Raw genomic sequence first — 26,069 nt, forward strand, 5'->3', positions numbered from 1 at the left:
CCCTTGCGTAAGGCTGTGCGGTCGTCCGGGACCACATACCGGACGGCCGATGCTCCTTTACCAACAAGGGATGCCGATGACCCTCAACCCCCAGCGCGAACCCAAGCCGGGTCCGAGACGCGCGGCCCGCATAGCCGTGGCCGCCGGTCTCGTCGCCGCGCTCTCCGCGGCCGGGCCGATACCCATGGCCATAGCCGCGGACCCCGCGCCCACCGTGACGGACCCGAGTGTGAAGTCCGCGCACGACAAGCTCGGTTCGGACGACGCCGATCTGCTCGCCGAGGCGAAGGCCGACGGCGACAAGAACGTCACGATGATGATCGCGACCGCGCCCGGTCAGACCGAGAAGGTGGCCGCGCAGCTGGACGCGGTCGGCTCTGTGGGCCGTACGTACGACAAGCTCGGCTATGTCCGGGCCACCGTCCCCACCGGCAAGGCCGACTCGGCCATCGCCGCCGCCGCGAAGCTCTCCTCGGTGCACGGCATCGACCTGCGCGAGGAGATACCGCTGGACGACCCCGCCGTCGACACGAAGAAGTCGACGACCGCGGCGACCGCGTACTCCGGCCCGGGCAGGAAGACCCCGGCCGAGAACCCGTACAACCCGTCCTTCGAGACGGGCGCCGTCGACTTCGTGGAGGACCACCCGAAGGCGGACGGCCGCGGCATCACCATCGGCATCCTCGACAGCGGTGTGGACCTCGGGCATCCCGCGCTGCAGAAGACCAGCACCGGCGAGCGCAAGATCGTCGACTGGGTCACCGCCACCGACCCGCTCCTCGACAGCGACCGCACCTGGCGCCCGATGGTGACCTCGGTCTCCGGGCCCACCTTCACCTACGGCGGCAGGACCTGGACGGCGCCAGCGGGTTCGTACCAGGTGAGCACCTTCCTGGAGTCGTACACCACGGGCGGCGACGCGGCGGGCGACGCCAACCGCGACGGCGACAAGACCGACTCGTGGGGCGTCCTCTACGACGCCGCGAACGGCACCGTCCGGGTCGACCTCAACAACAACAACGACTTCGGTGACGACACCCCGATGAAGCCGTACAAGGACGGCTTCCAGATCGGGTACTTCGGCACCGACGACCCGGCCACCGACGTCGCCGAGCGCCAGCCGTTCGTCGTGCAGATCCGCAAGGACGTGCCGATGGACCCGCTGGGCGGCGACTGGGTCGGCCAGAAGCGCGACTTCGTCAACATCGGCGTCATCGAGTCCGAGCACGGCACCCACGTCGCCGGCATCACCGCCGCGAACGGCATGTTCGGCGGCGAGATGAACGGCGCGGCGCCGGGCGCGAAGCTCGTCGCGTCCCGTGCCTGCACCTGGACCGGCGGCTGCACCAACATCGCGCTCACCGAGGGCATGATCGACCTCGTCGTCAACCGTGGCGTCGACATCGTCAACATGTCCATCGGCGGTCTCCCGGCGCTCAACGACGGCAACAACGCCCGCGCCGAGATGTACACGCGCCTCATCGACACCTACGGCGTGCAGCTGGTCATCTCGGCCGGCAACTCCGGTCCCGGCGCCAACACCATCGGCGACCCGGCGCTGGCCGCCAAGGTCATCTCGGTCGGCGCGACCATCTCCAAGGAGACCTGGGCCGCCAACTACGGCTCGGTCGTGTCCAAGCCGTACGCGATGATGCCGTTCTCCTCGCGCGGTCCGCGTGAGGACGGCGGCTTCACCCCGACGCTCTCCGCGCCGGGCGCCGCGATCAACACCATCCAGACCTGGCTGCCGGGCGCCCCGGTCGCCGAGGCGGGCTACTCGCTCCCGGCCGGCTACGGCATGCTCCAGGGCACCTCGATGGCGTCCCCGCAGGCGGCGGGCGCGTCCGCGCTGCTGCTGAGCGCCGCCAAGCAGAAGGGCATCGATCTGACGCCCGCGAAGCTGCGCACCGCTCTCACCTCGACGGCCGATCACATCAAGGGTGTTCAGGCGTACGAGGAGGGTGCCGGCCTCATCAACATCGAGGACGCCTGGGACTCGATCCGCGACGGCGCCACCGCCCACGAGTACTCCGTGAAGGCGCCGGTCGACACCGCGATCGACCAGTTCCTGAAGACCCCGGGCTACGGCACGGGCGTCTACGACCGCGAGGGCGGCCTCAAGGCCGGACAGAAGAAGACGTACGACGTCACGATCACGCGTACGTCCGGCGCGGACAAGGCGATCCGGCACGAGCTGCACCTGGAGAACAACGCCGGTGACACCTTCCGGATCGTCGGCTCCGACGAGGTCAGCCTCGGCCTGAACAAGCCGGTCACCGTCCAGGTCGCCGCCAAGCCGTCCTCGGCCGGCAACAAGAGCGCGATCCTGGAGGTCGACGACCCGCGCACGGAGGGCATCGACAAGCAGGTCCTCAACACGGTCGTGGTCGCGGCGCCGCTGAAGTACACCTACTCGGCGTCCGGTTCGGTGCAGCGCAACAGCAACAAGTCGTACTTCGTGACCGTCCCCGAGGGCGCGAAGTCGCTGGAGGTCGCGATCGGCGGGCTGAAGGACAAGAGCCAGACCCGGTTCATCGCCATCCACCCGTACGGCACCCCGTCCGACAACACCGGCACGCCGTACTGCTACAACAACTACCTCGCCGGCAACGGCTGCAAGCCGGACGTGCGTGCCTACGCCGACCCGCAGCCCGGCGTCTGGGAGATCGAGGTCGAGTCGCGCCGTACGTCGCCACTGCTCGACAACCCGTTCAAGCTGGACGTCACCGTCCTGGGCGCGGCCTTCGACCCGGAGACCGTGACCCTCCCCGAGGCCAAGGTCGGCACCCCGACCGCCGTCTCCTGGAAGGTGACCAACAACTACGCCGCCCTCGACGGCAAGTCGGCCGGCGGCCCGCTCGGCTCCTCGAAGACGGCGCGTCCGACCATCGCCGAGGGCGACACGCAGACCACCACGGTCGAGGTGCCCGAGGGCGCCACGTCGCTCGACGTCACCATCGGCAACGTCTCCGACGCGGCCGCGGACCTCGACCTGGTCGTCTACGACGCGGCCGGCACCGAGGTCGGCAGCTCCGCCGACGGTGACTCGGAGGAGTCGGTCTCGGTCGCGAACCCGGCGGCCGGGAAGTACAGCATCGAGGTCATCGGCTACTCGGTACCGGCCGGCTCGACGGCCTACGACTACCTGGACGTGTTCTACTCCGCCGCGCTCGGCACCGTCACGGTCGACGAGTCGACGCCGGTGAAGCTGGGCACGGGTGAGTCGGCCACGGTCAAGGGCAGCGTCACCGCCGCGGCGGCCGCGCCCGAGGGCCGTGAGTTCTTCGGCCAGGTCCGGCTGCTGAACGCGCGGGGCACGGTCGCGGGCCTGGGCAACGTGAAGATCGAGAAGGTCACGCCGTAGTCCGGAGTACGACAGTAGGGGGCGGGCGTCCGTGCGGGCGCCCGCCCCTTGTCGTTCGGCCTCGTTCGGCCTCGTTCAGCAGGTGAGCTTGCCCGCCTCGGCCAGCAAGGCGGTGATCCAGGCCCGCTCGGGGGCGATGTTCGGCTCGCCGACGGACCAGAAGTCGGGCCGGCGGGCGCCCTGGCGGATGCCGATGAGGACCGGGTCGCCCGCGCGCAGGCCCGGGACGAGGTTCTCGTCGACCACGAAGGTCAGCTCCTGCTCATCCTTGTCCGGCTTGTCCGGCTTGTAGTAGCGGGTCATGTGCAGGGTGACGCGGATCGACGTCGTACCGGGGAGCCGTTCCACCGAGGTTGCCTCCCCTTCGGCCACCAGGCGGGAACAGGCGAGGTAGTGGGGGCTGCCGAAGGCGGTGCCACCGGCTTCGGAGGCCTGCTTGTCGGCGGCGGCACCGGCCCCCGCGTCGGAGGCGTCGCCCCCCGTCTGTGTCAACAGCCAGCCCATGCCCACCAGCAGGGACGCGGCGGCGGCCACGGCGAGCCCGCCGAAGACCACGGCGAACATCCTGCGCCGGGCGGGCGAGGGCTGTCGTACGCGAACGGGGGCGGGGTCGGGCTCCGGCTCGGGGGCCGGTGCCGCCGGCTCGGCGAGCGCGTGCCCGATGATCCCCAGCTGCTCCCGCAGCAGCGCCACATCGGCGACAGCCGACCGGTGCTCGGCCATGAAGGCGTCGTCCGCGCGCGCCCCGTCCGTGAGCGGCTCGTCGGTGACCGCGGCCATCAGCGCGTCAGCGCGGGTACGGCCTTCGTTCTCGGCGGTCATGTCACACCACCTCGTCCTCGTGCAGGCGGGCGCGCAGGGCCCGTACCGCCGTGTGCAGCCTGCTCTTGACCGTGCCCTCCGGGATGCCCAGTTCCTCGGCGATGCCGCGCACCGGCAGGTCGGCGTAGAAGCGCAGGACGAGGACCTGACGCTGGGCGTCGGGCAGTTCGTCCAGGCCCTGGGCGACGGCGAGGGAGAGCAGGCTGGTGTCCTCGCCGGAGGGGTGGACCGGCTGGTGCAGGGTGGCCAGGCGCTCCCCGAGCCGCTCCTGGCGCTTCTTGGCCCGGTGCCAGTCCATGGCGAGGTTGGAGGCGACGACCGCCGCCCACGCCGACACGTCCCGCGGCGCCTCGCGTCCGCTCGCGGCCCGCTCCAGCAGCCGCAGGCGGACCTGCTGTACCCCGTCCGGCAGGTCCGCCTGCGGCACCCCGCCCAGCGCGAGCACCGCCCGCACCCGACGTTCCTGGGCCGCGTCCAGCGGATCGTCCAGTACGTCCTGGACGGCACCGCCCCCCTGGTCGCGGCGGGCCTTTCTGCGCAGCACAGCCACCCCTCCCCTCGCCCTGTGGTGACTGTGACGCCGGGAGGGGCCAAAACGTTCGACGTCGTCCGGCGGAATTTCCCGGGACGTCCCGCCGCTGCACACAGGCAGGGACGGAGACGTACACAGAGGCGTACGTCACACCGTCGCGTAGCCCGGTCGCGGGTGGGCAGGCGAGCTTGCGGTGCGGGGCCGCCACAGGGCGAATATCTCCAGCTCAGCCCGGGTGTGAGCCGCAGAACCGCAGCTCGGACCGGGGTGCGTCGCGTTCCACCGTTCGGTCATCCCGGTCAAACGATTGGACAGGCGGACCAAGGCTGACCGCATGATGGAAACGCCTCGGCCATGCAGCAGACACAGACAAGCCACGCAGATCACGTAGAAGGAGTCGCCGTGAGGGTCGGAATCGTCGGAGCCACCGGTCAGGTCGGCACGGTCATGCGCAGGATCCTCAAGGAGCGGGACTTCCCGGTCACCGAGCTGCGCCTGTTCGCCTCGGCCCGCTCGGCGGGGACGGTTCTGGACGGCGTGACCGTGGAGGACGCGACGACGGCCGACTACAGCGGCCTGGACATCGTCCTGTTCTCGGCGGGCGGCTCGACCTCCAAGGCGCTGGCGCCGAAGGTCGCCTCCCAGGGCGCCGTCGTGATCGACAACTCCTCGGCCTGGCGCCGTGACCCCGAGGTCCCGCTGGTGGTCTCCGAGGTCAACCCGCACGCGATCGCCGACCGCCCCAAGGGCATCATCGCCAACCCGAACTGCACGACGATGGCCGCGATGCCGGTGCTGCGTCCGCTGCACGCCGAGGCGGGCCTGGAGGCGCTGGTCGTCGCCACGTACCAAGCCGTCTCCGGCTCCGGTCTGGCCGGCGTCGACGAGCTGTTCGAGCAGGTCAAGAAGGTCGGCGACGACGCGCCCAAGCTGACCCACGACGGTTCGGCGGCGGAGTTCCCCGAGCCGAACAAGTACGTCGCGCCGATCGCGTACAACGTCCTGCCGATGGCCGGCTCCATCGTCGACGACGGCCTGAACGAGACCGACGAGGAGCAGAAGCTCCGCCACGAGTCCCGCAAGATCCTGGAGATCCCCGAACTGAAGGTCTCCGGCACCTGCGTGCGCGTCCCGGTCTTCTCCGGCCACTCCCTCCAGGTCAACGCCCGCTTCGCCCGCCCGATCAGCGTGGAGCGCGCCAAGGAACTGCTGGCCGGCGCCCCCGGCGTGGCCCTCACCGACGTCCCGACCCCCCTCCAGGCGGCCGGCCAGGACCCGTCGTACGTCGGCCGCATCCGCCAGGACGAGACCGTCGAGCACGGCCTCGCCCTCTTCCTCTCCAACGACAACCTCCGCAAGGGGGCTGCGCTGAACGCGGTGCAGATCGCGGAGCTGGTGGCGGCGGAGCTGAAGGGCTAGCCGACACCCTTCAGGCCCTGCGGACCTCGTAGAGGAAGCATCCGTACTCGACGGCCCGGACGTGGACGAGCTCCACGGCCGGGTCGTCGAGTGCTTTCCGCAGAGCCCCGTCGAACCGCTCGGGGTCCTCGACCAGCTCTCCGCCCAGGATGTGCCCATGGGCCGAGTACCGCCGGAGTGTGCGGTGCGCGTTCGTGAACGGGAGCCCGTCGCCGTCCGGCCCCGCGCACTCCGCCGCGTGGATGAAAACGGGCCCCTGCTCGTCGTACGCCCCCGGATCGACGCCGGTCCCGGCCGCCCAGCGGCGCAGGGGCGCGTACGAGACCAGGGCGATCGACTCACCCGGCGCACTCCGCCGCAGGCAGCAGCGCAGGGGCGCCCCGCCCTCCTCGTCGGTCACGGGAACCGTCCGGCGTCCCGCGTCGTCAGCAGAGCGAAGCTCCTTCAGGGCCGCCGGGTCGATGGGACGTGCGAGATAGGTCGTCATGTCCCCAGCGTCACGCGCGTACGTCCCGCCCACCGGCGGTAAACGGACATCGCGTTCCGCGCAGGTCCCGTGGAAGGATGGCGCAACCCACACATATCGAGGAGATGACCGCGTGCCTGGCACAAACCTGACTCGCGAAGAGGCGCAGCAGCGGGCGAAGCTGCTCACCGTTGACTCTTACGAGATCGATCTCGACCTCTCCGGCGCGCAGGAAGGCGGCACCTACCGGTCCGTGACCACGGTGCGCTTCGACGTCACGGAGAACGGCGCCGACTCCTTCATCGACCTCGTGGCCCCGGCCGTCCACGAGGTGACTCTCAACGGCGACGCGCTCGACGCGAACGAGGTATTCAAGGACTCCCGCATCGCGCTGCCGGGTCTGCTGCAGGGCCGCAACGTCCTGCGGGTCGTCGCCGACTGCGCGTACACCAACACGGGCGAGGGCCTGCACCGCTTCGTCGACCCGGTCGACCAGCAGGCCTACCTCTACACCCAGTTCGAGGTGCCGGACGCGCGCCGTGTCTTCGCGTCCTTCGAGCAGCCCGACCTGAAGGCCACCTTCCAGTTCACCGTGAAGGCCCCGGAGGGCTGGACGGTGATCTCCAACTCGCCCACCCCGGAGCCGACGGACAGCGTCTGGGTCTTCGAGCCGACGCCGCGCATCTCGACGTACATCACCGCGCTCATCGTCGGCCCGTACCACTCCGTGCACAGCGTCTACGAGAAGGACGGCCAGTCCGTCCCGCTCGGCATCTACTGCCGGCCGTCGCTCGCCGAGTATCTCGACTCGGACGCCATCTTCGAGGTGACCCGGCAGGGCTTCGACTGGTTCCAGGAGAAGTTCGACTACGCGTACCCGTTCAAGAAGTACGACCAGCTGTTCGTGCCGGAGTTCAACGCGGGAGCGATGGAGAACGCCGGTGCGGTCACCCTTCGTGACCAGTACGTCTTCCGGTCGAAGGTCACCGACGCCGCGTACGAGGCGCGCGCCGCCACGATCCTGCACGAGCTGGCCCACATGTGGTTCGGCGACCTGGTCACCATGGAGTGGTGGAACGACCTGTGGCTGAACGAGTCGTTCGCCACCTACGCGGAGGCCGCCTGCCAGGCGTACGCGCCCGAGTCGCGCTGGCCGCACTCGTGGACCACCTTCGCCAACCAGATGAAGACGTGGGCGTACCGCCAGGACCAGCTGCCGTCCACGCACCCGATCATGGCCGAGATCCGCGACCTGGACGACGTGCTCGTCAACTTCGACGGGATCACCTACGCCAAGGGTGCCTCCGTCCTCAAGCAGCTCGTCGCCTACGTCGGCGAGGACGAGTTCTTCGGGGGCGTCCAGGCGTACTTCAAGCGCCACGCGTTCGGCAACACGCGCCTGTCCGACCTGCTGGGCGCCCTGGAGGAGACCTCCGGCCGTGACCTGAAGACCTGGTCGAAGCAGTGGCTGGAGACGGCGGGCATCAACATCCTGCGCCCGGAGATCGAGACGGACGCCGACGGCGTCATCACGTCCTTCGCGATCCGCCAGGAGGCCCCGGCGCTGCCGGCGGGCGCGAAGGGCGAGCCGACCCTGCGCCCGCACCGCATCGCGGTGGGCCTGTACAACCTCGACGGTGACAGCGGCAAGCTGGTGCGCGCCGAGCGCGTCGAGCTGGACGTGGACGGCGAACTGACCCCCGTACCGCAGCTGTCGGGCACCCGCCGCCCGGACGTGGTCCTCCTCAACGACGACGACCTGTCGTACGCGAAGGTCCGCCTGGACGAGGAGTCGCTGGCGTTCGTCACGGAGCACCTCGGCGACTTCGAGGCGTCCCTGCCCCGGGCCCTGTGCTGGGCGTCGTCCTGGGACATGACGCGCGACGCGGAGCTCGCCACCCGCGACTACCTCTCCCTGGTCCTGTCGGGCATCGGCAAGGAGTCCGACATCGGCGTCGTGCAGTCGCTGCAGCGCCAGGTGAAGCTGGCGATCGAGCTGTACGCCGCCCCGGCCGCCCGCGAGGCTCTGCTGACCCGCTGGACGGACGCCACGCTGGCCCATCTGCGGTCCGCCGAGCCGGGCAGCGACCACCAGCTGGCGTGGGCGCGGGCGTTCGCGGCGACGGCCCGTACGCCGGAGCAGTTGGACCTGCTGGAGAACCTGCTGGACGGCTCCCAGTCGGTCGAGGGGCTGGCCGTCGACACGGAGCTGCGCTGGGCGTTCGTGCAGCGCCTGGCGGCCGTGGGCCGCTTCGACGAGACGGAGATCGCGGGCGAGTACGAGCGGGACCGCACGGCGGCCGGCGAGCGCCACGCCGCCACGGCCCGCGCCGCCCGCCCGACCCCCGAGGCCAAGGCCGAGGCCTGGTCGTCGGTCATCGACTCCGACAAGCTCCCGAACGCCCTCCAGGAAGCGGTCATCGGCGGCTTCGTCCAGACCGACCAGCGTGAACTCCTCGCGCCGTACACGGACAAGTTCTTCGAGGTGGTCAAGGACGTCTGGGACGCCCGCTCCCACGAGATCGCCCAGCAGATCGCCGTCGGCCTGTACCCGACGATCCAGATCTCCGACGAGACCCTGCGCAAGACGGACGCGTGGCTGTCGTCGGCGGAGCCGAACGCGGCCCTGCGCCGCCTGATCTCGGAGTCCCGGGCGGGCGTCGAGCGCGCCCTGAAGGCACAGGCGGCGGACGCGGCGGCAGATCAGTAACGCACGCCGCAGCACACCGACGGGGGCCCCGGTGCGAATCAGCACCGGGCGCCCCTTTCCTGTGTTCAGTGCCCCGTTGCCATCCGATGGGGTCCATCATGCCGAGGGGGAGCGCAGAGGCCGGGATCGCTGTCCTGGGGCGCCTGAACCGTCACGTCCATCGAATCTTTCCGATGCTTCACTTCAGTAGATCGGAAGGATTCGCCACCGGCCGCTCTTACAGCCGCCCCGCGTACAGCCCCCCCGCGCCCTCCTCCGATCTGCCCCGCCACCGTCGCCCCGAACGCGAGCGCCATCCCCGTCAACTGGAGCGGCGTCAGCGCCTGATCCAGCGCCGCCCAGCCGACCACCGCGGCGGTCAGCGGGGAAAGCGGTCCGAGGAAGGTGACCTGAGTGGCGGTGAGGCGGCCGATGCCGCGGAACCAGAGCCAGTACGCGAGGGCCGTGTTCGCCAGCGCGAGGTAGAGGTAGCCGCCGATCGCCGGGGCGTCGAGCGCGGGCGGCGCGCCCTCGACCAGGAGGGCGAGCGGGGCGATGAGCAGGCCGCCGGCCGTCAGCTGCCAGCCGGTGAGGGCGAGGGGGCCGACGCCGTCCGGGCGACCCCAGCGCTTGGTCAGTACTGTGCCCGTGGACATCGAGGCGGTGGAGGCGAGCGCCGCCAGGACGCCCAGCGCGTCCAGGGCACCGGCCGCCTTCAGCACGACGAGGCTGACCCCGAACGCGGCCACGACCGCGGTGAGCAGCGTCCGTACGGTCGGCCGCTCCCCCAGCAGCACCGCCGCGAGCCCGGCGACGAACAGCGGCCCGACCGAGCCGACGACCGCCGCCATGCCACCGGGCAGCCGGTACGCGGACAGGAACAGCAGCGGGAAGAAGGCGCCGATGTTCAGCGCGCCGAGCACCGCCGACTTCCACCACCAGGCGCCCCGCGGGCGGACCCGGGCGAGGGCGAGCAGCAGCAGACCGGCGGGGAGAGCGCGCATCAGGCCGGTGAACAGGGGCCGGTCGGGCGGCAGGAACTCGGTGGTGACCGCGTAGGTCGTGCCCCAGGAGACGGGGGCGAGCGCGGTCAGGAGTATCAGCGCACCCATGGTGCACACCCTTCGAAGTGGGTCGGCTCGGACGGTCGGGCGCCAGGCACCCAAGGCCGAGTAGGTCAGTGGTAAGTAGCTTAGCTGTAAGCCACTTTCCGTCAAGCTACTTTCTTGCGGCCGAGCGTCCGACCATCGATACTCGGCGTATGAGCGAACGCCCGCAGCGCACGGACCCCGTCGACGCGATCATCGACCAGTGGGCGGCTGTGCGGCCCGACCTCGACACCAAGGCGATGGAGGTCTTCGGGCGGATCTTCCGCCTCTCGCGCACCATGGGCGACCGCATGGAGAAGGCGTACGCGCCCTACGGCATCTCGCGCGGCGAGTTCGACGTCCTGGCGACCCTGCGCCGCGCCGGTGAGCCGCACACGCTCTCGCCCCGTCAGCTCTCGGCGACGCTCATGCTCACCACCGGAGGCATGACCGGCCGCCTCGACAAGCTGGAACGGGCCGGCCTGCTGCGCCGCTCCCCCGATCCGCACGACCGCCGCGGCCTGCAAGTCACCCTCACCGAGAAGGGCTTGCACCTCATCGACGAGGCGGTGGGAGCCGGCCTCGCCGCCCAGACGGAGGCCCTGTCCGCCCTGGACGACGAACAGGCCGACCGACTGGCCGACCTGTTGCGGGAGTTGCTCGCGGGGACGCCCGAAGCCCGGTAGTCGCCGACCTGGCGGAACGGCGGTGCGCGGAGGCCGCGTTCACCCCACGTGCGCGGCGAGGGCCGCTTCGACCGCCCGCGCGTCCGCCCCGTCCGCCGCCCACGCCACGTATCCGTCGGGCCGCACCAGCACGGTCGTACGGCGGTCGCTCGCCCAGCGTTCCACGGCCGGCCGGTCCTCGCGCGAGCCTTGGACCGCGGACACTTCCGCGGCCTTCGGGGCGATCAGCACGAACCGCCCGCCGCGCAGGGCCTCGTAGAGCCGACCGCTCTCCAGCGCGACGTCCGGGACGCGGGTGCCGACCAGGCGGTGGGAGCCGCGCGGGGCGGCGTACCGGAAGCCGAGGCCCGAGATCTGGGCCAGGGCCTTCGCCTGGGCGGGCCGGGCCGCGTTGACGAACGTGGACACGAGGGCGCGTACGGCACGCAGGGCCGGGTTCTGCGCCCTCGCCAGCCGGACCAGCCCGCCGCTGCTGCGCAGCACCGCCCTGCCGACGGGGTGGCGCTCGGCCTGGTAGGTCTCCAGGAGACTCTCGGGCGACCGGCCCTTGACGACGGCGGCGAGCTTCCAGCCGAGGTTGGCCGCGTCCTGCAGACCCGTGTTCATGCCCTGGCCGCCGGCCGGTGAGTGGACATGCGCGGCATCACCGGCGAGGAAGACCCGTCCGACCCGGTACTCGGGCGCCTGACGCTCGTCGCTGTGGAAGCGGGAGAGCCAGCGCGCGTCATGCATGCCGTAGTCGGTGCCCAGGGCGCGACGGGTGACCTCCTTGACCTCGTCGAGGTCGAGCGGGGTGTCGTCGGGGACCTCGTGGCGGCGGTTCCAGCCCATCACGCGGTACCAGCCGTCACCGAAGGACGCGATCATCGCGAAGGCGTCGCCGGCCCCGTTGACGGTGAGCACACTGTCCGGCCGCTCGGCGAGGCGTACGTCCGCCAGGAACAGGGACTTGATGACGGAGACGCCGGGGAAGGGCTGGCCGACCGCCCGGCGTACGGCGCTGCGGTGGCCGTCCGCGCCGACGACATAGGCCGCGCGGAGGGGGACGACCACCCCGTCCGGGCCGCGCACGTCGAGGTCGACCCCGCTCTCGTCCTGCCGCAGCCCGACGACCTCGCTCTCGAAGCGGAACTCGACGCCGAGCTCACGCGCCCGCCGCTCCAGCAGCCGCTCGACCTCGTACTGCGGGGTGATGAGCAGGAACGGGAAGCGGGACGGCAGCGTGCCCAGGTCGAGGGAGAGGCGGCGGAAGAGGCGCAGCTCGGTGATGGTGCTGCCGGTGGCGAGCAGTTCGTCGGTCAGGCCGCGGGCGTCGAGCTGTTCCAGGGTGCGGGCGTGCACGCCGAAGGCGCGGGAGAGGTTGCTGATCTCGTGGGGGCGCTTCTCGACGAGGGTGACGGGGACTCCGGCGGCGGCGAGGTCACCGGCCAGGAGAAGGCCGGTGGGGCCGGAGCCGACGACCACGACGGGGGCGGGGGCGGGGTGGTTGGTGCCGGTGCCGGTGCCGTTCATGGTGTCCTCCTGGATGCCAACGCATGTTTGCCAACATGTGTATGCCAACGACGGTTGGTCAACGCTTGTTGGCCAACGTAGGACCGTCCGCGACACCTGTCAACACTTGTTGGCCTACGTACGTTGACCTACGGTTGTTGGCATGACCCAGAGCACGCCCCGCACGCCCCGCACGCCCCGCACGCCCCGCACGCCCCGCACGCCCTCGGCCCCACGCCGCTCCGACGCCACCCGCACGGCGATCCTCGACGCGGCCCGCGAGCGCTTCGCGGCCGACGGTTACGAGCGCGCCACCATCCGCGCCATCGCCAAGCACGCGAACATCGATCCGTCGATGGTGATGCGCTATTACGGCAACAAGGAGGGCCTGTTCGCGGCGGCCGTCTCCATCGACCTGAAGCTGCCGGACCCGGCGTCCCTGTCCCGGGACGACGCCGGCCGGACGCTCGTGACCCACTTCGTGGACATGTGGGAGAAGAACGAGGTGCTCACGGCCCTGCTTCGGGTCGGCGCGACCAACCAGGCCGGGGCCGAGCGCATGCAGGGCATCTTCACGGACCAGTTGCTGCCGGTCGCCCGCCGGGTCTGCCCCGACCCCGAGCAGGCTCCGGCGCGGGCCGCGCTGGCCTCGTCGCAGCTGCTCGGGCTGGCGCTCACGCGTTACGTCCTGCGGTTTCCGCCCGCCGTGGCGCTGGCCCCCGAGGAGATCGTGGCGTGGCTGGCGCCCACGGTGCAGCGGTATCTGACCGCGCCGTACCCCGCGTGAGCATCACCCGGCGTCAGCATCAACCGGCGGGTCAGCATCACCCGGCCGTCAGCATCAACCGGCGGTCAGCATCACCCGCGGGCGTCACCCGGCGGAGAACAAGCCAAGGGCGCCAACCTCGTCGACGTACGGCGTACGCGCGTACGGGGGACGGGTCGGCGCCCTCGGGGAAAGCTGAGGAGGAGTCGAGCCGGGCGGAAGCCCTGGTCAGGCCTTCGCCTTGGCCTTGGCCTTCGGCTGGCGGTCCGTGGAGCGGTCCAGGACCATCACGAGGCCCGCGATGACCGCGAACAGCACGAGCGGGGCCAAGACGAACTGGCCCAGCGTCTCCATGACGCTCAGGCCCTGGCCGGGGTCGTCGCCGTCGTCACGCGTGAGTGCGAGCGCGGGGGACGACATGAGCAGCATCATCAGCGTCGTACCGGCGACCAGGGCGCCGGCGCGCAGGGCGTTCTTCTTGTCCACGGTGCCAAAAGTATCGAACCCCGTGAGGGGCCGCGCGCCCGGGGTGCCGTATGAGGCGCGGGGTCCGCCCGGCCCCCGTGCCGGGCGCGTGGTCATCCCCGCCCGACAGCCCCTGCTTCCGTTCCTGCTCCTCCTGCTCCTGCTCCTGCTCCCGCTCCCGCTCCCGCCCGCAGCACCTCCACCAAGGCCCGCAGCCGGGCCGACCCCGCCAGCTCCTCCAGCGTCACCGCCCTCCCCTCCGCGTCCGCGATCGGCAGTCGCCAGTTCGGGTACTGGTCCCAGGTCCCGGGCAGGTTCTGCGGGCGGCGGTCGCCCACGCCGTCCGGGAGCCAGACGCCGACCATGCGGGCCGGGGTGCGCAGCAGGAAGCGGTGGACGGCCTGGATCTCGGCCTCCTCCTCCGAGGCGCAGTGCCCGCCGTGGCTGCCCCGCAGCAGCCGGAGCCGGGACAGCAGCTCAAGCCACTCGCCGGTGTCCGCCGCCGCTTCGGCGCGTTCCTGCTCCAGGGGGCGGGCCAACAGGCCGAGGCCGTGGCGGAGTTCGACGTGGTCGCCGGTGAGACGGGCCGCGGTGGACGGCAGGTCGTGGGTGGTGGCGGTGGCGAGGCAGTCGGCGCGCCAGGAGTCCGGCGGCAGGGGGCGGCCGTCGCCGTCCCAGTCCCGCTCGAACCACAGCACCGAGGTGCCGAGCACGCCCCGCGAGCGCAGTGTCTCCCGCACGCCCGGCTCCACCGTGCCGAGGTCCTCCCCGATCACCACCGCCCCGGCCCGGGAGGCCTCCAGCACCAGGATCGCGAGCATGGCCTCGGCGTCGTAACGGACGTACGTCCCCTCCGTGGGCGGCTGCCCCTGCGGCACCCACCACAGCCGGAACAGCCCCATCACATGGTCGATGCGCAGGGCGCCCGCGTATCGGAAGAGCGCCCTGAGCAGACGCCGGTACGGCTCGTACCCCGACTCCGCCAGCCGGTCCGGGCGCCAGGGCGGCAGCCCCCAGTCCTGGCCGCGGGCGTTGAAGGCGTCCGGCGGGGCGCCCACCGACATCCCGGCCGCGAAGTACTCCTGCTGGGCCCAGGCGTCCGCGCCCCCGGGGTGCACGCCGACCGCCAGGTCGTGCACGATGCCGACCGGCATCCCCGCCTCCCGCGCGACCCGCTGGGCCTCGGTCAGCTGGCCGTCGGTGAGCCACGCGAGACGGCAGTGGAAGTCGACGCGGTCCATCAACTCGCCCCGCGCGCGGGCGGTTTCGGGTGAGCGTGGGTCCTGTAGCCCCTGCGGCCACCGCGGCCAGTCCGGGCCGTGCACCTCGGCCAGCGCGCACCAGGTGGCGTGGTCCTCCAGTGCCTGGCCCTCCCGCGCGAGGAAGTCGACGTAGGCGGCCCGTCGTCCCGGCCCGAGCGGCACCTCGCGCACCAGCTCCAGCGCCTCCCGCTTGGCCGCCCAGACCGCGTCCCGGTCGATCAACTCCCCCTTCTCCAGTACGGCTTCCCGCAGCCGCCCGGCCCGTTCCAGCAGCGCCCGCACCCGCTCGCGGTCCTCGACGTACGCGAACTCGGGCACGTCCTCGACCCGCAGGTGCACCGGGTCGGGGAAGCGCCGGGAGGACGGGCGGTAGGGGGACGGGTCGGTCGGGGCTCCGGGCACGGCCGCGTGCAGCGGGTTGACCTGCACGAACCCGGCGCCGAGCGCCCGGCCGGCCCAGGCGGCGAGTTCGGTGAGGTCGCCGAGGTCGCCCATGCCCCAGGAGCGGCGGGAGAGGAGGGAGTAGAGCTGGACGAGCAGGCCGTACGAGCGTCCGGTGGGCGTGGGCAGGCGGGGCGGGGCGACGACCAGGTGGCTGGTGGCCGTACGGCCGTCGGGGGCGGCGGCGGTCAAACGGTGGACGCCGGGCGGGAGTTGGGCGACGACGGTGTGGGTCTGGCCCTGTTCGGTCTCGATGCGCAGCCGGGTGCCGGAGGGCAGCGCGGCCAGCGCCTCGGGTTCGGCGCCGCTCCAGGACACGACGGTCGGCGGCAGCAGCCGCTCGCGCAGCTCCCGCTCCCGTGCGGCGCGCGCGGCGGCGACGGCGCGCGGCGTGCCGGCGTCGATGTCGAGGGCGGCCAGGGCGAGGGTGAGGGCGGCGGCGGAGGCCGTGACCGTGCGGTCGGCGGACGGCTGGTAGGAGGTGGCGACCCCGTGCAGCTCGGCGAGGAGCGACAGGTCGTCGGAGGGGGGACCTTCGGGACCCGCCGGGTCCTCGGCAGGGGCTTCGGCCGACCGCTGTCCTGTCATCTACGGCCTCGTGGAGTACATGTCCAAGTCCATACCGGTGTCCATACCCAGGTCCATGCCCATATCCCAGGTCGCGGCCTCGCTCGTCAGCGGCGCGGCGTCGGAGAGCGGCGGCTCGCTGGTGAGGGGCTCGGCGTCGGGGAGGGGTGGTTCGCTGGTGAGGGGGGTTTCGAAGCAGGCGCCCTCGGCGCTGAAGACGCAGGCGTGCATCTCGGGCTCGATGGGCGCCTCAGGTTTGGACAGGGCCGATGCTGTGGCCACGGGGGCCTCCTTGTCGTGTACGACGTGGGGTTACCGCCAGCCCTACCCAGCGGACGCGACGGCAGACGTACAGAGACGAACAACGTGCCTCTCCTCACATTCTGTTCCGCACATCCTGTTGCCCGGGCCGCCCCTCCCGGATCATTTTCCTGATCACTATTCACTCAGTACATGTACTCAGTGCATAATGATCCGCATGAGCACCCGCCACATCCTGTTGGGGCTGCTCGCTACGGGGCCGAGCCACGGCTACGACCTCAAGCGACGGCACGACGAACGTTTCCCGCAGGCTCGACCGCTGGCCTACGGGCAGGTCTACACGACCTTGCAGCGACTGGTCCGCGACGGACTCGCCGAGGTCGACGGCACCGACGCGGACGGCGGCCCGGAGCGGACCATGTACCGCTCGACGAAGGACGGAACGCGCGAACTGGCCCAGTGGGCCGGGGAGATCGCGCCGCCCGCGCCGTTCGTGACGAACGAGATCTTCGCCAAGGTCGTCGTGTCGATCCTGTCCGGCGGCGACCCCGAGGCCTATCTGCGCGCCCAGCGCGCCGCCCATATGGCGCGCATGCGGGAGCTCACGGCCGTCAAGACCGCGCCGGGTACCGATCTCGCGAGCGTACTCTCGGCGGACTACGCCCTCAACCATCTCGACGCCGACCTCCGTTGGATGACGACCACGGCGGCCCGGCTCACCACCCTGACCGCGGAGGTCGACGCAGGATGAGCACTACAGGAGGAAGCGCGGTGCCGCTGCTGGCGGCCCGTGACCTCGTCAAGGCACACGGCAGGACCGAGGCCCTGCGCGGCGCCTCCGTCGAACTGCGGGCGGGCGAGATCCTCGCGGTCACCGGCGCCAGCGGCAGCGGAAAGTCCACGCTGCTGCACTGCCTGGCCGGCATCGTCCACCCGGACACCGGGTCCGTGACGTACGACGGGGAGCGGCTGGACCAGCTGCCGGAGAAGCGGCTGAGCGAGCTGCGGCGCACGGAGTTCGGAGTGGTCTTCCAGTTCGGGCAGCTGATCCCCGAGCTGACGGCCCTGGACAACGTCGCCCTGCCGCTGCTGCTCGCCGGCGCCCGCCGTCCGGCGGCGCACGCGAAGGCCGGTGAGTGGCTGGAGCGGTTCGGTGTGCGCGGACAGGAGGACCTGCGGCCGGGCGAGATGAGCGGCGGCCAGGCGCAGCGGGTGGCCCTGGCCCGGGCCCTGGTCACCGGCCCGAAGATCGTCTTCGCGGACGAGCCGACCGGGGCACTGGACTCACTGGCGAGCGAGCAGGTGATGACGGCCCTGACGCACACGGCCCGCGAGTCGGGCACGGCGGTGCTGCTGATCACGCATGACGCCCAGGTGGCGGCGTACGCGGACCGCGAGGTACGGCTGACCGACGGGACCGTGGCGCCGCTGGAGGTGGCGGCATGAGGAACGAGCTCTGCGGCGGCGGGAGGATCACCGCCCGGCCGGCGGCGGCGGTGCTGAGGCCCGCCGGACACGGCGACGGCTTCCGACGTAGCGGCGCGACCGTGATCGGCCCGGAGGTGACCGCATGAGGGCCGACCTTCGGCTGGCCTGGCAGCTCACCCGGGGATCCGACCGGCGCGAGTGGTGGCGGGTCGGACTCACCGCGGTCGGGGCGGCGCTCGCGACCGGGTTCGCGCAGGCGGGCGTCGCGCTGGCCTCGCTCGGCGGCTACAACAGCGTGCCGCTCGCGCACGGCCTGCTGAACGCCCCGGAACAGCGCTCCGGGGTGATCTTCAGCCTGGCACTCCTGCTCATCCCGGTGCTCGGCTTCCTCGGCCAGACCGCGCGGATCGGCGCCGTCCACCGCGACCGGCGGCTCGCCGGGCTGCGGCTGGCCGGGGCCGCTCCCTGGCAGGTGCGCCGGATCGCCGCGCTGGAGACGGGGATCGCCTGTCTGCTGGGCTCGGCGCTCGCCACCGCGGTCGCGGTTCCGGTGCTGCTGTCCCTGTGGACCAGTCCGACCGCCCTCGCCTGGGCGGGGATGACCCTGGTCACCCTGGCGGTACCGGCGCTGGGCGCGGCGGCGGCCGCGCTGGCGTTGCGCCGGGTGGTGGCGTCACCGCTCGGCTGGGTGCGCCGGGTGCGGGCCGCCCAGCGTCCTGGGCGGGTGTTCCTGGCGGGGACCGGGCTGCTCGCGGTGTCGGCGGTACTGACCTTGCTGACTCCGGTGTTCGACAGACCTCACGTGTTCTCCCCCCTCCCGGTGATCATCCTGGCCCTGACCCTGCTGGTCGGTGCCGCGGCGGTGTGGCTGACGGGCTGGTCCTCCGGCCTGCTGGGCCGCACCCTCGCGGTCCGGGCCCAGCGCCCGGCCCTGCTGATCGCTGCGGAACGGCTGCGCGACGACCCGTGGGCGGCGGCCCGCACCCACGGGGCCGTGCTGCTGGTGACCGTGGTCGGCACCGGCTTCGTGGGAGTGCGGCAGGTGCTGCTCGCCGATCTGCACGCCATGCGGCGCGAGGGCCGCCTGGGCATGCGCATGGAGTTCTACACGACGGGCCTCGATCTGACGGCGGCCGCGATCCTCGTCGCCCTCGGGATCGTCCTGTCGGCTCTCGCTGTCGGTACCGCCGAGTCCCTGGCCACCCGGCGCCGGGGCCTGGCGGTGCAGAACGCGGCCGGGGTGCCGCGCGGGGTGCTGGCCCGGGCGCTGTTTCTGGAGACCGCGCTCCCGCTGATCCCGGCGGTCGTGGCGGCGGGCGCCGGCGGCATGGCGATCGGCGTCTGGTACGCGTCGATCACCACGGAGTACGTGGTGCCGGACGTGCCGTACGTCTCCCTGCTGGTCCCCCTCGCGGTGTACGCCTGCTGCCTGCTGGCGGCGGCCACCTCACTGCCCCTGCTGCACCGCTCGGTGCGCCCGGCGGAGCTGCGGTACGTGTGAGAGCGGTGCCGCGGTACGTATGAGAGCGGTGCCGCGGTCAGCGTGAGAGCGGTGCCGCGGCCCGCAGGAGAACGGCCGCACGGCCACGCAACCGTCCGGCCCCGGGGCCCCGGGGGACCTCGGGGCCTGATGTCGCAGGCACCGCGCAGCAGGTGTGCGAAGGCCCGGATCGTCAGGCGGAAATGCCGTCGATCCGGGCCATGGCGTCCTCCGCGCCGAACGGCTGCAAGTACGGCAACCAGCGCGGGTCCCTATGCCCGGTGCCGATGATGCGCCAGGCGAGACCGGTGGGTGGGGCGGGTTTGTGGCGCAGCCGCCAGCCGATTTCGAACAGGTGTCGGTCGGCCTTCACGTGGTTGCAGCGGCGACACGAGGCCACCACGTTGTCCCAGACGTGCTTGCCCCCGCGGCTGCGCGGGATGACGTGGTCGACGCTGGTTGCGACGCCACCGCAGTACATGCACCGGCCCCCGTCGCGGGCGAAGAGCGCCCTGCGGGTAAGAGGAACGGGCCCCCGATAGGGAACCCGGACGAATCGCTTGAGCCGGACCACGCTGGGTGCGGGGACTGTGACGGTCGCGCTGTGCATGAAAGCGCCGGACTCCTCGAGGCATACGGCCTTGTTCTCGAGGACGAGGACGAGCGCGCGGCGGAGCGGTACGACGCCGAGTGGCTCGTACGACGCGTTGAGGACCAGGACATGCGGCACGGATGCCTCCTTGGGCGTCGGCGGCGCGTGGCTCGCGCCGGGACGATCTGTAGTCAGTCTCCCCTCTTGCCTGGTGAAAGCGCCACCATGTCCCGGTAACGGGCTGGGAGTGTTTTCGACCACATCTGATTCATCCCCAGGACGACGAATTGTTCATCCCACCAGTTCATCCCCGGGTGGGCACGATTCCTCCCTCGAACATCGCGCCGATCCACACACGATGCCCCGATAGTGTGGTGGGCCTGCCCTGCTGGTGACCTCTTCGTGACCTTGACCGCCTGCCGGTGGGGCGGACGCTGCACCTGGAGGTACCTGCCGTGTCCTTGTCCGCCGACCTGCCGGCCGCCGGCCCGACCCCGTCGGAGACGACGACCCCGGCGGTGCCCTCGATCCAGGACGCCCACGAGAGCGCGACCCAGGCCGCGAGCTGGGTGGAGCAGAACTGGTCGACCTGGCTCGCGATAGGCCTCAAGGTCCTGCTGATCCTGGTGATCGCGGCCGTGCTGAGAGTGGCGATCCGACGGGCGATCACCAAGCTCATTGACCGGATGAACCGCACCGCCCAGGCGGTGGACGGGACGGCGATCGGCGGCCTCCTGGTCAATGTCGAGCGCCGCCGTCAGCGCTCCCAGGCGATCGGCTCGGTCCTGCGCTCGGTGGCCAGCTTCGTGATCATGGGCACGGCCGCGCTGATGGTCCTGTCCGCCTTCGACATCAACCTGGCCCCCCTGCTCGCCTCCGCCGGTGTCGCGGGCGTGGCCATCGGTTTCGGCGCCCGCAACCTGGTCACCGACTTCCTCTCCGGCGTCTTCATGATCCTGGAGGACCAGTACGGCGTCGGCGACTCGATCGACGCGGGCGTCGCCTCCGGCGAGGTCATCGAGGTCGGTCTGCGCGTGACCAAGCTGCGCGGCGACAACGGCGAGATCTGGTACGTCCGCAACGGCGAGGTCAAGCGCATCGGCAACCTCTCCCAGGGCTGGTCGACGGCCGGCGTCGACGTCACGGTCCGCTCCTCCGAGGATCTGGACAAGGTCAAGGCCACCATCGACGAGGTCGCCGAGAAGATGAGCAAGGAGGAGCCCTGGAACGAGCTCCTCTGGGGCCCGATCGAGGTCCTCGGCCTGGACAGCGTGCTGCTGGACTCCATGGTCGTACGGGTCTCGGCGAAGACGATGCCCGGCAAGTCCCTGACCGTCGAACGCGAACTGCGCTGGCGCGTCAAGCGCGCCTTCGACGCGGCCGACATCCAGATCGTCGGCCGCGCCCCCCTCACGGTGGACGGCGAGCCCACCGCGGACCCGACGGCCGGCATGGCCGCCCCCTCGGCCTACGCCAACACCTCCTCGCCCCAGGCCCAGGCCGCGACACCGCTGGCCCCGCCGAGCGTGACGAAGTAGGCGCGCGGGGCGGGGACAGGCGTACGGCGAAGGGGGCGCGCGGGTCAGCGCACCCCGGCGCCCGGCATGCGGCCGGGGGGCGCGCACCTCAGTCGAACCATCCCCGCCACCGCGGCCACGGCGCTTCGCACCGCCCTTCGGCGATCGCCTTCTCGTACTCCCGCTGGGCGAGTTCCTCCAGTTCACGCCCGGTCGCCGGCTTGCTGTCGACGGTGGAGATCCGGGAGAAGGCGACCAGGCACTCGCCGTGCGGCACGGGCCGCGTCGCCCAGAAGACGAAGGACACGCCGGCGACGATCACGGCGAGCGAGGCGAGGGCGAGCAGCGCACGGCGACGGTCACGCGTCATCCGAGCAGCCTAGCCACGGCCCATGAGGGCCACTCACGGCACGCCGGAACCGGTCATCGCGAGCAGTGCGGCGGGCGGACACAACCAACGGTTGTGTGGTTCTGGCCCGTCGGTTGTTTGCCCAGGGCGTATCCCGCTGGCTTGGATGGCCTGCGTCGACGGGTGGTTGTGCGGGGCGGAGCGGTGGACAGGTGGCGGGCGGCGGACAGGTGGCGGGTGGCGGGCGGTCGTTGGGGCGGCGGTTCGGGTGGCTGTGGGCGGCGTACGCGGTCAGTACGTTCGGGACGCGGCTGGCCTTCGACGCGTTCCCGCTGATCGCGGTCGTCGTGCTGCACGCCGGGGCGACCGAGGTGGCGCTGCTGGCGGCCTCGGGGCTCGCGGTCGGGGCGGTGGTGGCGGTGCCGCTCGGGGCGTGGGTGGAGTTCCGCCGGAAGCGGCCGGTGATGGTCGCGGCGGATCTGATCCGGTGCGCGGCACTGCTGAGCGTCCCCGCCGCGTTCGCGCTGGGCGCGCTCGGCCTCGGTCAGCTGCTGGTGGTCTCGGTGGTGGTCGCCTCGGCGGACATCACGTTCGGCGCGGCGAGCGGCGCGTATATGAAGTCGCTCGTGCCGCCGGAGGACCTGCTCGTGGCGAACGGCCGCTTCGAGGCCACGGCATGGACGGCCACCGCGCTCGGCCCGCCGCTCGGCGGTGTGGCGGTCGGTGTGTTCGGCCCGATGACGACGGTGCTGGCGGACGCGGCCAGCTATCTGCTGTCGGCGCTGGGGATCCGCGCGATCGGCGGTAAGGAAAGGCAACAGACCGCAAGCCCCCGGCCCGAAGGGCAACCGGCCGACAGGCAACAACCCGCCCCAGCCGCCCCCGCGGGCCTACGGATGAGCGACCTCCCGGCAGGCTGGCGGCACATCCTCACCCACCCCACCCTGCGCCCCCTGTTCCTCAACACCCTCCTGGTCAACGCCCTGATCATGGCGCCGGCCCCGCTCCTCGCCGTCCTCATGCTCGGCCACCTCGGCTTCTCCCCCTGGCAGTACGGCCTCGCCTTCGCCCTGCCCTGCCTGGGTGGTCTGCTGGGCTCCCGCCTGTCCCGACGCCTGGTCGCCCGGTACGGCCGACGCCGCGTCCTGCTCACCACGGGCACCCTGCGCGCCTGCTGGCCCGTCGGCCTGGCCTTCGTCGGCCCGGGCACACCCGGCCTGCTCCTCGTCATGGCCGTCGAGTTCGGCCTGATCACCTGCATGGGCGTCTTCACCCCGGTGCTCGCCACCACCCGCCTCGACCAGACCCCGCCGGACCGCACGACCCGCACCCTGTCGGCGTGGTCGATCACCGGCAAGACGGCGACCGCGGCCGTGACGGCACTGTGGGGCCTGCTGGCGGCGCTGACCGGCCCACGCATCGCGATCGCCCTCGCCGGAGTCCTGCTGCTGGCGACACCGCTTCTGCTCCCCCGCCACGCGCAGGCACCGCGGCACAGCGCCGCCAAGTAACGACTGGGTTGCCTGGTATAGACCTCTCTTGACGCCACCTTCCGTTCGGGTCTACGTTCCTCGACATCCAGATAGGAAACCTTCCTAACAGTGATCCTGGATGGACTTCCGTCGTAGATCGCTGAGAAGCTGGTCAGCCGAGAGGCAGGTGTCGATCCCATGGCAGGAACCGCCGGTACGCCGGGCACCCCGCGCGTCCTGCGCGCCATGAACGACCGTGCCGCCCTGGACCTCCTCCTGGAGCACGGGCCGCTGTCCCGCACGCGGATCGGCAAGCTCACCGGCCTGTCCAAGCCGACCGCCTCCCAGCTGCTGGCCCGCCTGGAGGCCGCCGGCCTCGTCCTGGCGACCGGCACCACGGAGGGCCGCCCCGGCCCCAACGCCCAGCTGTACGAGGTCAATCCGACCTCCGCGTACGCCGCGGGGCTCGATGTCACCCCCGAACGCATCCTCGCCGCCGTAGCCGATGTCACGGGCCGCACGGTCGGGTCGTACGAACTGCCCACCCCCGGCAGACGCCCCGCCCAGCCCGTGGTCCGACAGGTCACCGACGCCCTCGACGGCGCGGTGAAGGCGGCGGGGCTCGCCCGCGACGACGTCCACCGGCTCGTCATCGGCACCCCCGGCGCCTTCGACCCGAACACGGGCCGGCTGCGCTACGCCTCCCACCTCCCCGGCTGGCACACCCCCGCGCTGCTCGACGAACTCGCCGCGGCCCTGCCGATGCCGGTCGAGTACGAGAACGACGTCAACCTCGTGGCGGTGGCCGAGCAGCGGCTCGGCGCGGCCCGCGGCCACGAGGACTTCGTGCTGCTGTGGAACGAGGGCGGCCTGGGCGCCGCCCTGGTCCTCGGCGGCCGGCTGCACCGCGGCTGGACCGGCGGCGCGGGCGAGGTAGGTTTCCTGCCGGTTCCCGGCACCCCCCTGGTCCGCCAGGTCACCAAAGCCAACAGTGGCGGCTACCAGGAGCTCGCCGGCTCCCAGGCGATCCCCCGGCTCGCACGCGAACTCGGCATGTCCCACATCCCGTCGACGCCGTACGCCGAGGCCGCCGCCACCCTCGTCCAACGAGCCGCCACCGAGGACACCGTCCTGCACCGGCTGCTCCTGCAGACCTACGCGACCCGGCTGGCCACCGGTCTCGCCTCCCTGGTCTCCGTCCTCGACCCCGAACTCGTCGTCCTCAGCGGCGCCTCCCTCACCGCCGGCGGCGAGGTGCTGCGCGCCCTGGTCCAGGACGAGCTGGAGGAACTGGCCGCGGCCCGGCCCCGGCTCGTCGTCGGCGACGTCCATGAACACCCCGTCCTGCGGGGCGCGTTGGAGAGCGCGCTCGCGACGACACGCGACGAGGTCTTCGACACCGGCCGCTGACGGCCCGGCGCCCGGCCTCAATTCCCCGGTCCACCGCCTGGCACCACCCCTGTCGCTCACTCCGTGATGCGACCCCTTCAGCCACCCCCCGCCTTCCCTCACCCACCCCGTCCCGCCCTTGGGAGACCTCGCCATGCCCGGAAAGTCCGAGAAAGTCACATCCTCACCGTCCCGCAAGGCGGCCGCCGCCCTGGCCGCCACCGCCTCCCTGGCCCTCCTCGCCACGGCCTGCACCGGCCAGTCGGAGTCCGCCGCCACCGACGACCCCAACGCCAGGACCACGATCACCTTCTGGCACGGCTGGAGCGCGCCCGCCGAGGTCAAGGCGATCCAGGCGAACGTCGACCGCTTCGAGAAGGCCCACCCGAACATCACGGTGAAGGTCGTCGGCAACATCAACGACGACAAGCTCAACCAGGCGCTGCGCGCGGGCGGTTCGAACGGCCCGGACGTGGTGTCGTCGTTCACGACCTCCAACATCGGCAAGTTCTGTTCGTCCGGCGCCTTCCTCGACCTGAAGCCGTTCATCGAGAAGTCGAAGCTCGACCTCGACAAGCTCATCCCGAAGCCCATGCTGGACTACACCCAGTTCGAGGGCACCCGCTGCGCTCTGCCCCTGCTGGGCGACGCCTACGGCCTCTACTACAACAAGGACGCCTTCGCGAAGGCGGGCATCAAGTCCCCGCCGAAGACCTGGTCGGAGTTCGCGAAGGACGCCAAGAAGCTCACCGTCACCAAGGGCGACAGCTACGAGCAGCTCGGCTTCATGCCGACGTACCACGGCTACGAGACGGTCGTGGACCACTACATGTCCCAGTGGGACCACACCTACTTCGACAAGGACGGCAAGTCCAACATCGCCAAGGACCCGGCCTTCGCCGAGATGTTCACGTTCCAGAAGAAGCTCATCGACGACCTCGGCGGCTTCACGAAGCTGGAGAAGTACCGCAACACCTTCGGTGACGAGTGGGGCGCCAAGCACCCGTTCCAGACCGGCCAGGTGGCCATGCAGCTCGACGGCGAGTGGCGCCTGGGCATGGCCCGGCAGGCCGGCACCGACTTCGAGATCGGCACCGCGCCGATGCCGGTCGCGGACGACGAGGTCGACGAGTACGGCAAGGGCTTCCTCTCCGGCACGATCATCGGCATCGCCCCGCAGAGCGAGAAGCAGAACGCGGCCTGGGAACTGGTGAAGTACCTGACGACCGACACCGGGGCCGTCGTCTCCTTCGCCAACGCCATCCACAACGTGCCCTCCACGTTCGCCGCCCTGAAGTCGCCCGACCTGAAGGTGGACGAGGGCTTCCGGACGTTCCTGGACATCGCCCAGAACCCGCACTCGAACACGCCGCCGGCCTCCGTCAACGGCTCGACGTACCAGACGACCCTTCAGGACTTCGGCTACCAGTACGAGTCCGGCAAGGTGAAGGACCTGAAGGCCGGTCTGGAGAAGACCGCCCGGCAGATCGACACCGACATCGAGCAGGCGAAGTAGCGCCGTC

The 26,069-nt window shown here is 71.6% G+C and carries 23 protein-coding genes; 13 read left to right on the plus strand and 10 right to left on the minus strand.

Features of this window, described 5'->3' with window-relative positions; translation table 11 throughout:
* Positions 1–76 precede the first annotated feature (76 nt).
* Complete coding sequence (locus ABIE67_RS17010; RefSeq protein ID WP_370268670.1) at positions 77–3,364, plus strand: S8 family serine peptidase; 3,288 nt, start codon at positions 77–79, stop codon at positions 3,362–3,364.
* Positions 3,365–3,439: 75 nt separating this feature from the next.
* On the opposite strand, the gene ABIE67_RS17015 is transcribed toward ABIE67_RS17010, so the two are convergent.
* Both ABIE67_RS17015 and ABIE67_RS17020 read right to left on the minus strand, forming a co-directional pair.
* Entirely contained in the window at positions 3,440–4,186 is a 747-nt protein-coding gene (locus tag ABIE67_RS17015) for a hypothetical protein (RefSeq protein ID WP_370258053.1), read from the minus strand.
* A gap of 1 nt (position 4,187) precedes the next feature.
* Positions 4,188–4,736, minus strand: a complete 549-nt coding sequence (locus ABIE67_RS17020; protein ID WP_370258055.1) for an RNA polymerase sigma factor — start codon at positions 4,734–4,736, stop codon at positions 4,188–4,190.
* Between the two features lie 384 nt (positions 4,737–5,120).
* Here ABIE67_RS17020 and ABIE67_RS17025 point away from each other — a divergent pair, with 384 nt between their 5' ends.
* Positions 5,121–6,137 (plus strand): aspartate-semialdehyde dehydrogenase, encoded by a 1,017-nt coding sequence (locus tag ABIE67_RS17025; protein WP_370258057.1) that lies wholly within the window; start codon positions 5,121–5,123, stop codon positions 6,135–6,137.
* A gap of 10 nt (positions 6,138–6,147) precedes the next feature.
* Here ABIE67_RS17025 and ABIE67_RS17030 read toward each other — a convergent pair whose 3' ends face one another.
* On the minus strand, positions 6,148–6,624 hold the full coding sequence (locus ABIE67_RS17030; RefSeq protein ID WP_370258059.1) for a DUF1203 domain-containing protein: 477 nt from the start codon (positions 6,622–6,624) through the stop codon (positions 6,148–6,150).
* 112 nt (positions 6,625–6,736) lie between these two features.
* Between ABIE67_RS17030 and pepN the strand changes: the two genes are divergently transcribed.
* Entirely contained in the window at positions 6,737–9,313 is a 2,577-nt protein-coding gene (gene pepN / locus ABIE67_RS17035; protein ID WP_370258063.1) for an aminopeptidase N, read from the plus strand.
* A 65-nt stretch (positions 9,314–9,378) separates the two neighbouring features.
* Here the strand turns inward: pepN and ABIE67_RS17040 are convergent, their stop codons facing one another.
* Positions 9,379–10,404, minus strand: a complete 1,026-nt coding sequence (locus ABIE67_RS17040) for an EamA family transporter (protein WP_370258065.1) — start codon at positions 10,402–10,404, stop codon at positions 9,379–9,381.
* Between the two features lie 149 nt (positions 10,405–10,553).
* On the opposite strand from ABIE67_RS17040, the gene ABIE67_RS17045 reads away from it, so the two are divergent.
* A complete protein-coding gene (locus ABIE67_RS17045) occupies positions 10,554–11,066 on the plus strand; it encodes a MarR family winged helix-turn-helix transcriptional regulator (protein WP_370258067.1) in 513 nt (170 codons plus the stop codon).
* Positions 11,067–11,105: 39 nt separating this feature from the next.
* Here the strand turns inward: ABIE67_RS17045 and ABIE67_RS17050 are convergent, their stop codons facing one another.
* Positions 11,106–12,578 carry an FAD-dependent monooxygenase gene (locus ABIE67_RS17050; protein ID WP_370258070.1) on the minus strand — a complete coding sequence of 491 codons (1,473 nt, stop codon included), beginning with the start codon at positions 12,576–12,578 and terminating at the stop codon, positions 11,106–11,108.
* Between the two features lie 142 nt (positions 12,579–12,720).
* Here ABIE67_RS17050 and ABIE67_RS17055 point away from each other — a divergent pair, with 142 nt between their 5' ends.
* A complete protein-coding gene (locus ABIE67_RS17055; RefSeq protein WP_370258071.1) occupies positions 12,721–13,344 on the plus strand; it encodes a TetR family transcriptional regulator in 624 nt (207 codons plus the stop codon).
* A 207-nt stretch (positions 13,345–13,551) separates the two neighbouring features.
* Here ABIE67_RS17055 and ABIE67_RS17060 read toward each other — a convergent pair whose 3' ends face one another.
* From ABIE67_RS17060 to ABIE67_RS17070, 3 genes are all read right to left on the minus strand, one after another.
* Entirely contained in the window at positions 13,552–13,809 is a 258-nt protein-coding gene (locus ABIE67_RS17060; RefSeq protein ID WP_370258074.1) for a hypothetical protein, read from the minus strand.
* Positions 13,810–13,901: 92 nt separating this feature from the next.
* Positions 13,902–16,079, minus strand: a complete 2,178-nt coding sequence (gene malQ, locus ABIE67_RS17065) for a 4-alpha-glucanotransferase (RefSeq protein ID WP_370258079.1) — start codon at positions 16,077–16,079, stop codon at positions 13,902–13,904.
* Positions 16,080–16,289 carry a hypothetical protein gene (locus tag ABIE67_RS17070; RefSeq protein WP_234767324.1) on the minus strand — a complete coding sequence of 70 codons (210 nt, stop codon included), beginning with the start codon at positions 16,287–16,289 and terminating at the stop codon, positions 16,080–16,082.
* A gap of 247 nt (positions 16,290–16,536) precedes the next feature.
* Here ABIE67_RS17070 and ABIE67_RS17075 point away from each other — a divergent pair, with 247 nt between their 5' ends.
* Genes ABIE67_RS17075 through ABIE67_RS17090 form a run of 4 tightly spaced genes read left to right on the plus strand, consistent with a single transcriptional unit; the run spans position 16,537 to position 19,248 of the window.
* Positions 16,537–17,070 carry a PadR family transcriptional regulator gene (locus tag ABIE67_RS17075; protein ID WP_370258083.1) on the plus strand — a complete coding sequence of 178 codons (534 nt, stop codon included), beginning with the start codon at positions 16,537–16,539 and terminating at the stop codon, positions 17,068–17,070.
* Positions 17,067–17,765 (plus strand): ABC transporter ATP-binding protein, encoded by a 699-nt coding sequence (locus tag ABIE67_RS17080; protein ID WP_370258086.1) that lies wholly within the window; start codon positions 17,067–17,069, stop codon positions 17,763–17,765. Before ABIE67_RS17075 ends, ABIE67_RS17080 begins: the two co-directional genes overlap by 4 nt.
* A complete protein-coding gene (locus ABIE67_RS17085) occupies positions 17,762–17,893 on the plus strand; it encodes a hypothetical protein (RefSeq protein ID WP_370258090.1) in 132 nt (43 codons plus the stop codon). The genes ABIE67_RS17080 and ABIE67_RS17085 overlap by 4 nt, the downstream gene beginning before the upstream one ends.
* Positions 17,890–19,248 (plus strand): FtsX-like permease family protein, encoded by a 1,359-nt coding sequence (locus ABIE67_RS17090; protein WP_370258093.1) that lies wholly within the window; start codon positions 17,890–17,892, stop codon positions 19,246–19,248. Before ABIE67_RS17085 ends, ABIE67_RS17090 begins: the two co-directional genes overlap by 4 nt.
* Positions 19,249–19,420: 172 nt before the next feature.
* On the opposite strand, the gene ABIE67_RS17095 is transcribed toward ABIE67_RS17090, so the two are convergent.
* Positions 19,421–19,957, minus strand: coding sequence for an HNH endonuclease (locus ABIE67_RS17095; protein WP_030049754.1), 537 nt, complete (start codon positions 19,955–19,957; stop codon positions 19,421–19,423).
* 317 nt (positions 19,958–20,274) lie between these two features.
* Here ABIE67_RS17095 and ABIE67_RS17100 point away from each other — a divergent pair, with 317 nt between their 5' ends.
* The gene (locus tag ABIE67_RS17100) at positions 20,275–21,357 is read left to right on the plus strand and encodes a mechanosensitive ion channel family protein (RefSeq protein ID WP_370258097.1); all 1,083 of its coding nucleotides are present in this window, start codon (positions 20,275–20,277) and stop codon (positions 21,355–21,357) included.
* Between the two features lie 88 nt (positions 21,358–21,445).
* Here the strand turns inward: ABIE67_RS17100 and ABIE67_RS17105 are convergent, their stop codons facing one another.
* On the minus strand, positions 21,446–21,706 hold the full coding sequence (locus tag ABIE67_RS17105) for a hypothetical protein (RefSeq protein WP_370258101.1): 261 nt from the start codon (positions 21,704–21,706) through the stop codon (positions 21,446–21,448).
* 191 nt (positions 21,707–21,897) lie between these two features.
* On the opposite strand from ABIE67_RS17105, the gene ABIE67_RS17110 reads away from it, so the two are divergent.
* From ABIE67_RS17110 to ABIE67_RS17120, 3 genes are all read left to right on the plus strand, one after another.
* Positions 21,898–23,196, plus strand: coding sequence for an MFS transporter (locus ABIE67_RS17110; protein ID WP_370258104.1), 1,299 nt, complete (start codon positions 21,898–21,900; stop codon positions 23,194–23,196).
* Positions 23,197–23,355: 159 nt separating this feature from the next.
* Positions 23,356–24,567, plus strand: coding sequence for an ROK family protein (locus ABIE67_RS17115; protein WP_370258107.1), 1,212 nt, complete (start codon positions 23,356–23,358; stop codon positions 24,565–24,567).
* 133 nt (positions 24,568–24,700) lie between these two features.
* The gene (locus ABIE67_RS17120; RefSeq protein WP_370258109.1) at positions 24,701–26,062 is read left to right on the plus strand and encodes an ABC transporter substrate-binding protein; all 1,362 of its coding nucleotides are present in this window, start codon (positions 24,701–24,703) and stop codon (positions 26,060–26,062) included.
* Positions 26,063–26,069: the final 7 nt, after the last annotated feature.

This window comes from Streptomyces sp. V4I8 (assembly GCF_041261225.1).
Taxonomy (GTDB): Bacteria; Actinomycetota; Actinomycetes; order Streptomycetales; family Streptomycetaceae; genus Streptomyces.

What these genes read in the sequence shown, in the direction of transcription:
- ABIE67_RS17010 (WP_370268670.1), top strand. Translation starts at nt 77, where the DNA reads ATGACCCTCAACCCCCAGCGCGAACCCAAGCCGGGTCCGAGACGCGCG.
- ABIE67_RS17015 (WP_370258053.1), bottom strand. Translation starts at nt 4,186, where the DNA reads ATGACCGCCGAGAACGAAGGCCGTACCCGCGCTGACGCGCTGATGGCC.
- ABIE67_RS17030 (WP_370258059.1), bottom strand. Translation starts at nt 6,624, where the DNA reads ATGACGACCTATCTCGCACGTCCCATCGACCCGGCGGCCCTGAAGGAG.
- ABIE67_RS17040 (WP_370258065.1), bottom strand. Translation starts at nt 10,404, where the DNA reads ATGGGTGCGCTGATACTCCTGACCGCGCTCGCCCCCGTCTCCTGGGGC.
- ABIE67_RS17045 (WP_370258067.1), top strand. Translation starts at nt 10,554, where the DNA reads ATGAGCGAACGCCCGCAGCGCACGGACCCCGTCGACGCGATCATCGAC.
- ABIE67_RS17050 (WP_370258070.1), bottom strand. Translation starts at nt 12,578, where the DNA reads ATGAACGGCACCGGCACCGGCACCAACCACCCCGCCCCCGCCCCCGTC.
- ABIE67_RS17055 (WP_370258071.1), top strand. Translation starts at nt 12,721, where the DNA reads ATGACCCAGAGCACGCCCCGCACGCCCCGCACGCCCCGCACGCCCCGC.
- malQ (WP_370258079.1), bottom strand. Translation starts at nt 16,079, where the DNA reads ATGACAGGACAGCGGTCGGCCGAAGCCCCTGCCGAGGACCCGGCGGGT.
- ABIE67_RS17070 (WP_234767324.1), bottom strand. Translation starts at nt 16,289, where the DNA reads ATGCACGCCTGCGTCTTCAGCGCCGAGGGCGCCTGCTTCGAAACCCCC.
- ABIE67_RS17075 (WP_370258083.1), top strand. Translation starts at nt 16,537, where the DNA reads ATGAGCACCCGCCACATCCTGTTGGGGCTGCTCGCTACGGGGCCGAGC.
- ABIE67_RS17080 (WP_370258086.1), top strand. Translation starts at nt 17,067, where the DNA reads ATGAGCACTACAGGAGGAAGCGCGGTGCCGCTGCTGGCGGCCCGTGAC.
- ABIE67_RS17085 (WP_370258090.1), top strand. Translation starts at nt 17,762, where the DNA reads ATGAGGAACGAGCTCTGCGGCGGCGGGAGGATCACCGCCCGGCCGGCG.
- ABIE67_RS17090 (WP_370258093.1), top strand. Translation starts at nt 17,890, where the DNA reads ATGAGGGCCGACCTTCGGCTGGCCTGGCAGCTCACCCGGGGATCCGAC.
- ABIE67_RS17105 (WP_370258101.1), bottom strand. Translation starts at nt 21,706, where the DNA reads ATGACGCGTGACCGTCGCCGTGCGCTGCTCGCCCTCGCCTCGCTCGCC.
- ABIE67_RS17115 (WP_370258107.1), top strand. Translation starts at nt 23,356, where the DNA reads ATGGCAGGAACCGCCGGTACGCCGGGCACCCCGCGCGTCCTGCGCGCC.
- ABIE67_RS17120 (WP_370258109.1), top strand. Translation starts at nt 24,701, where the DNA reads ATGCCCGGAAAGTCCGAGAAAGTCACATCCTCACCGTCCCGCAAGGCG.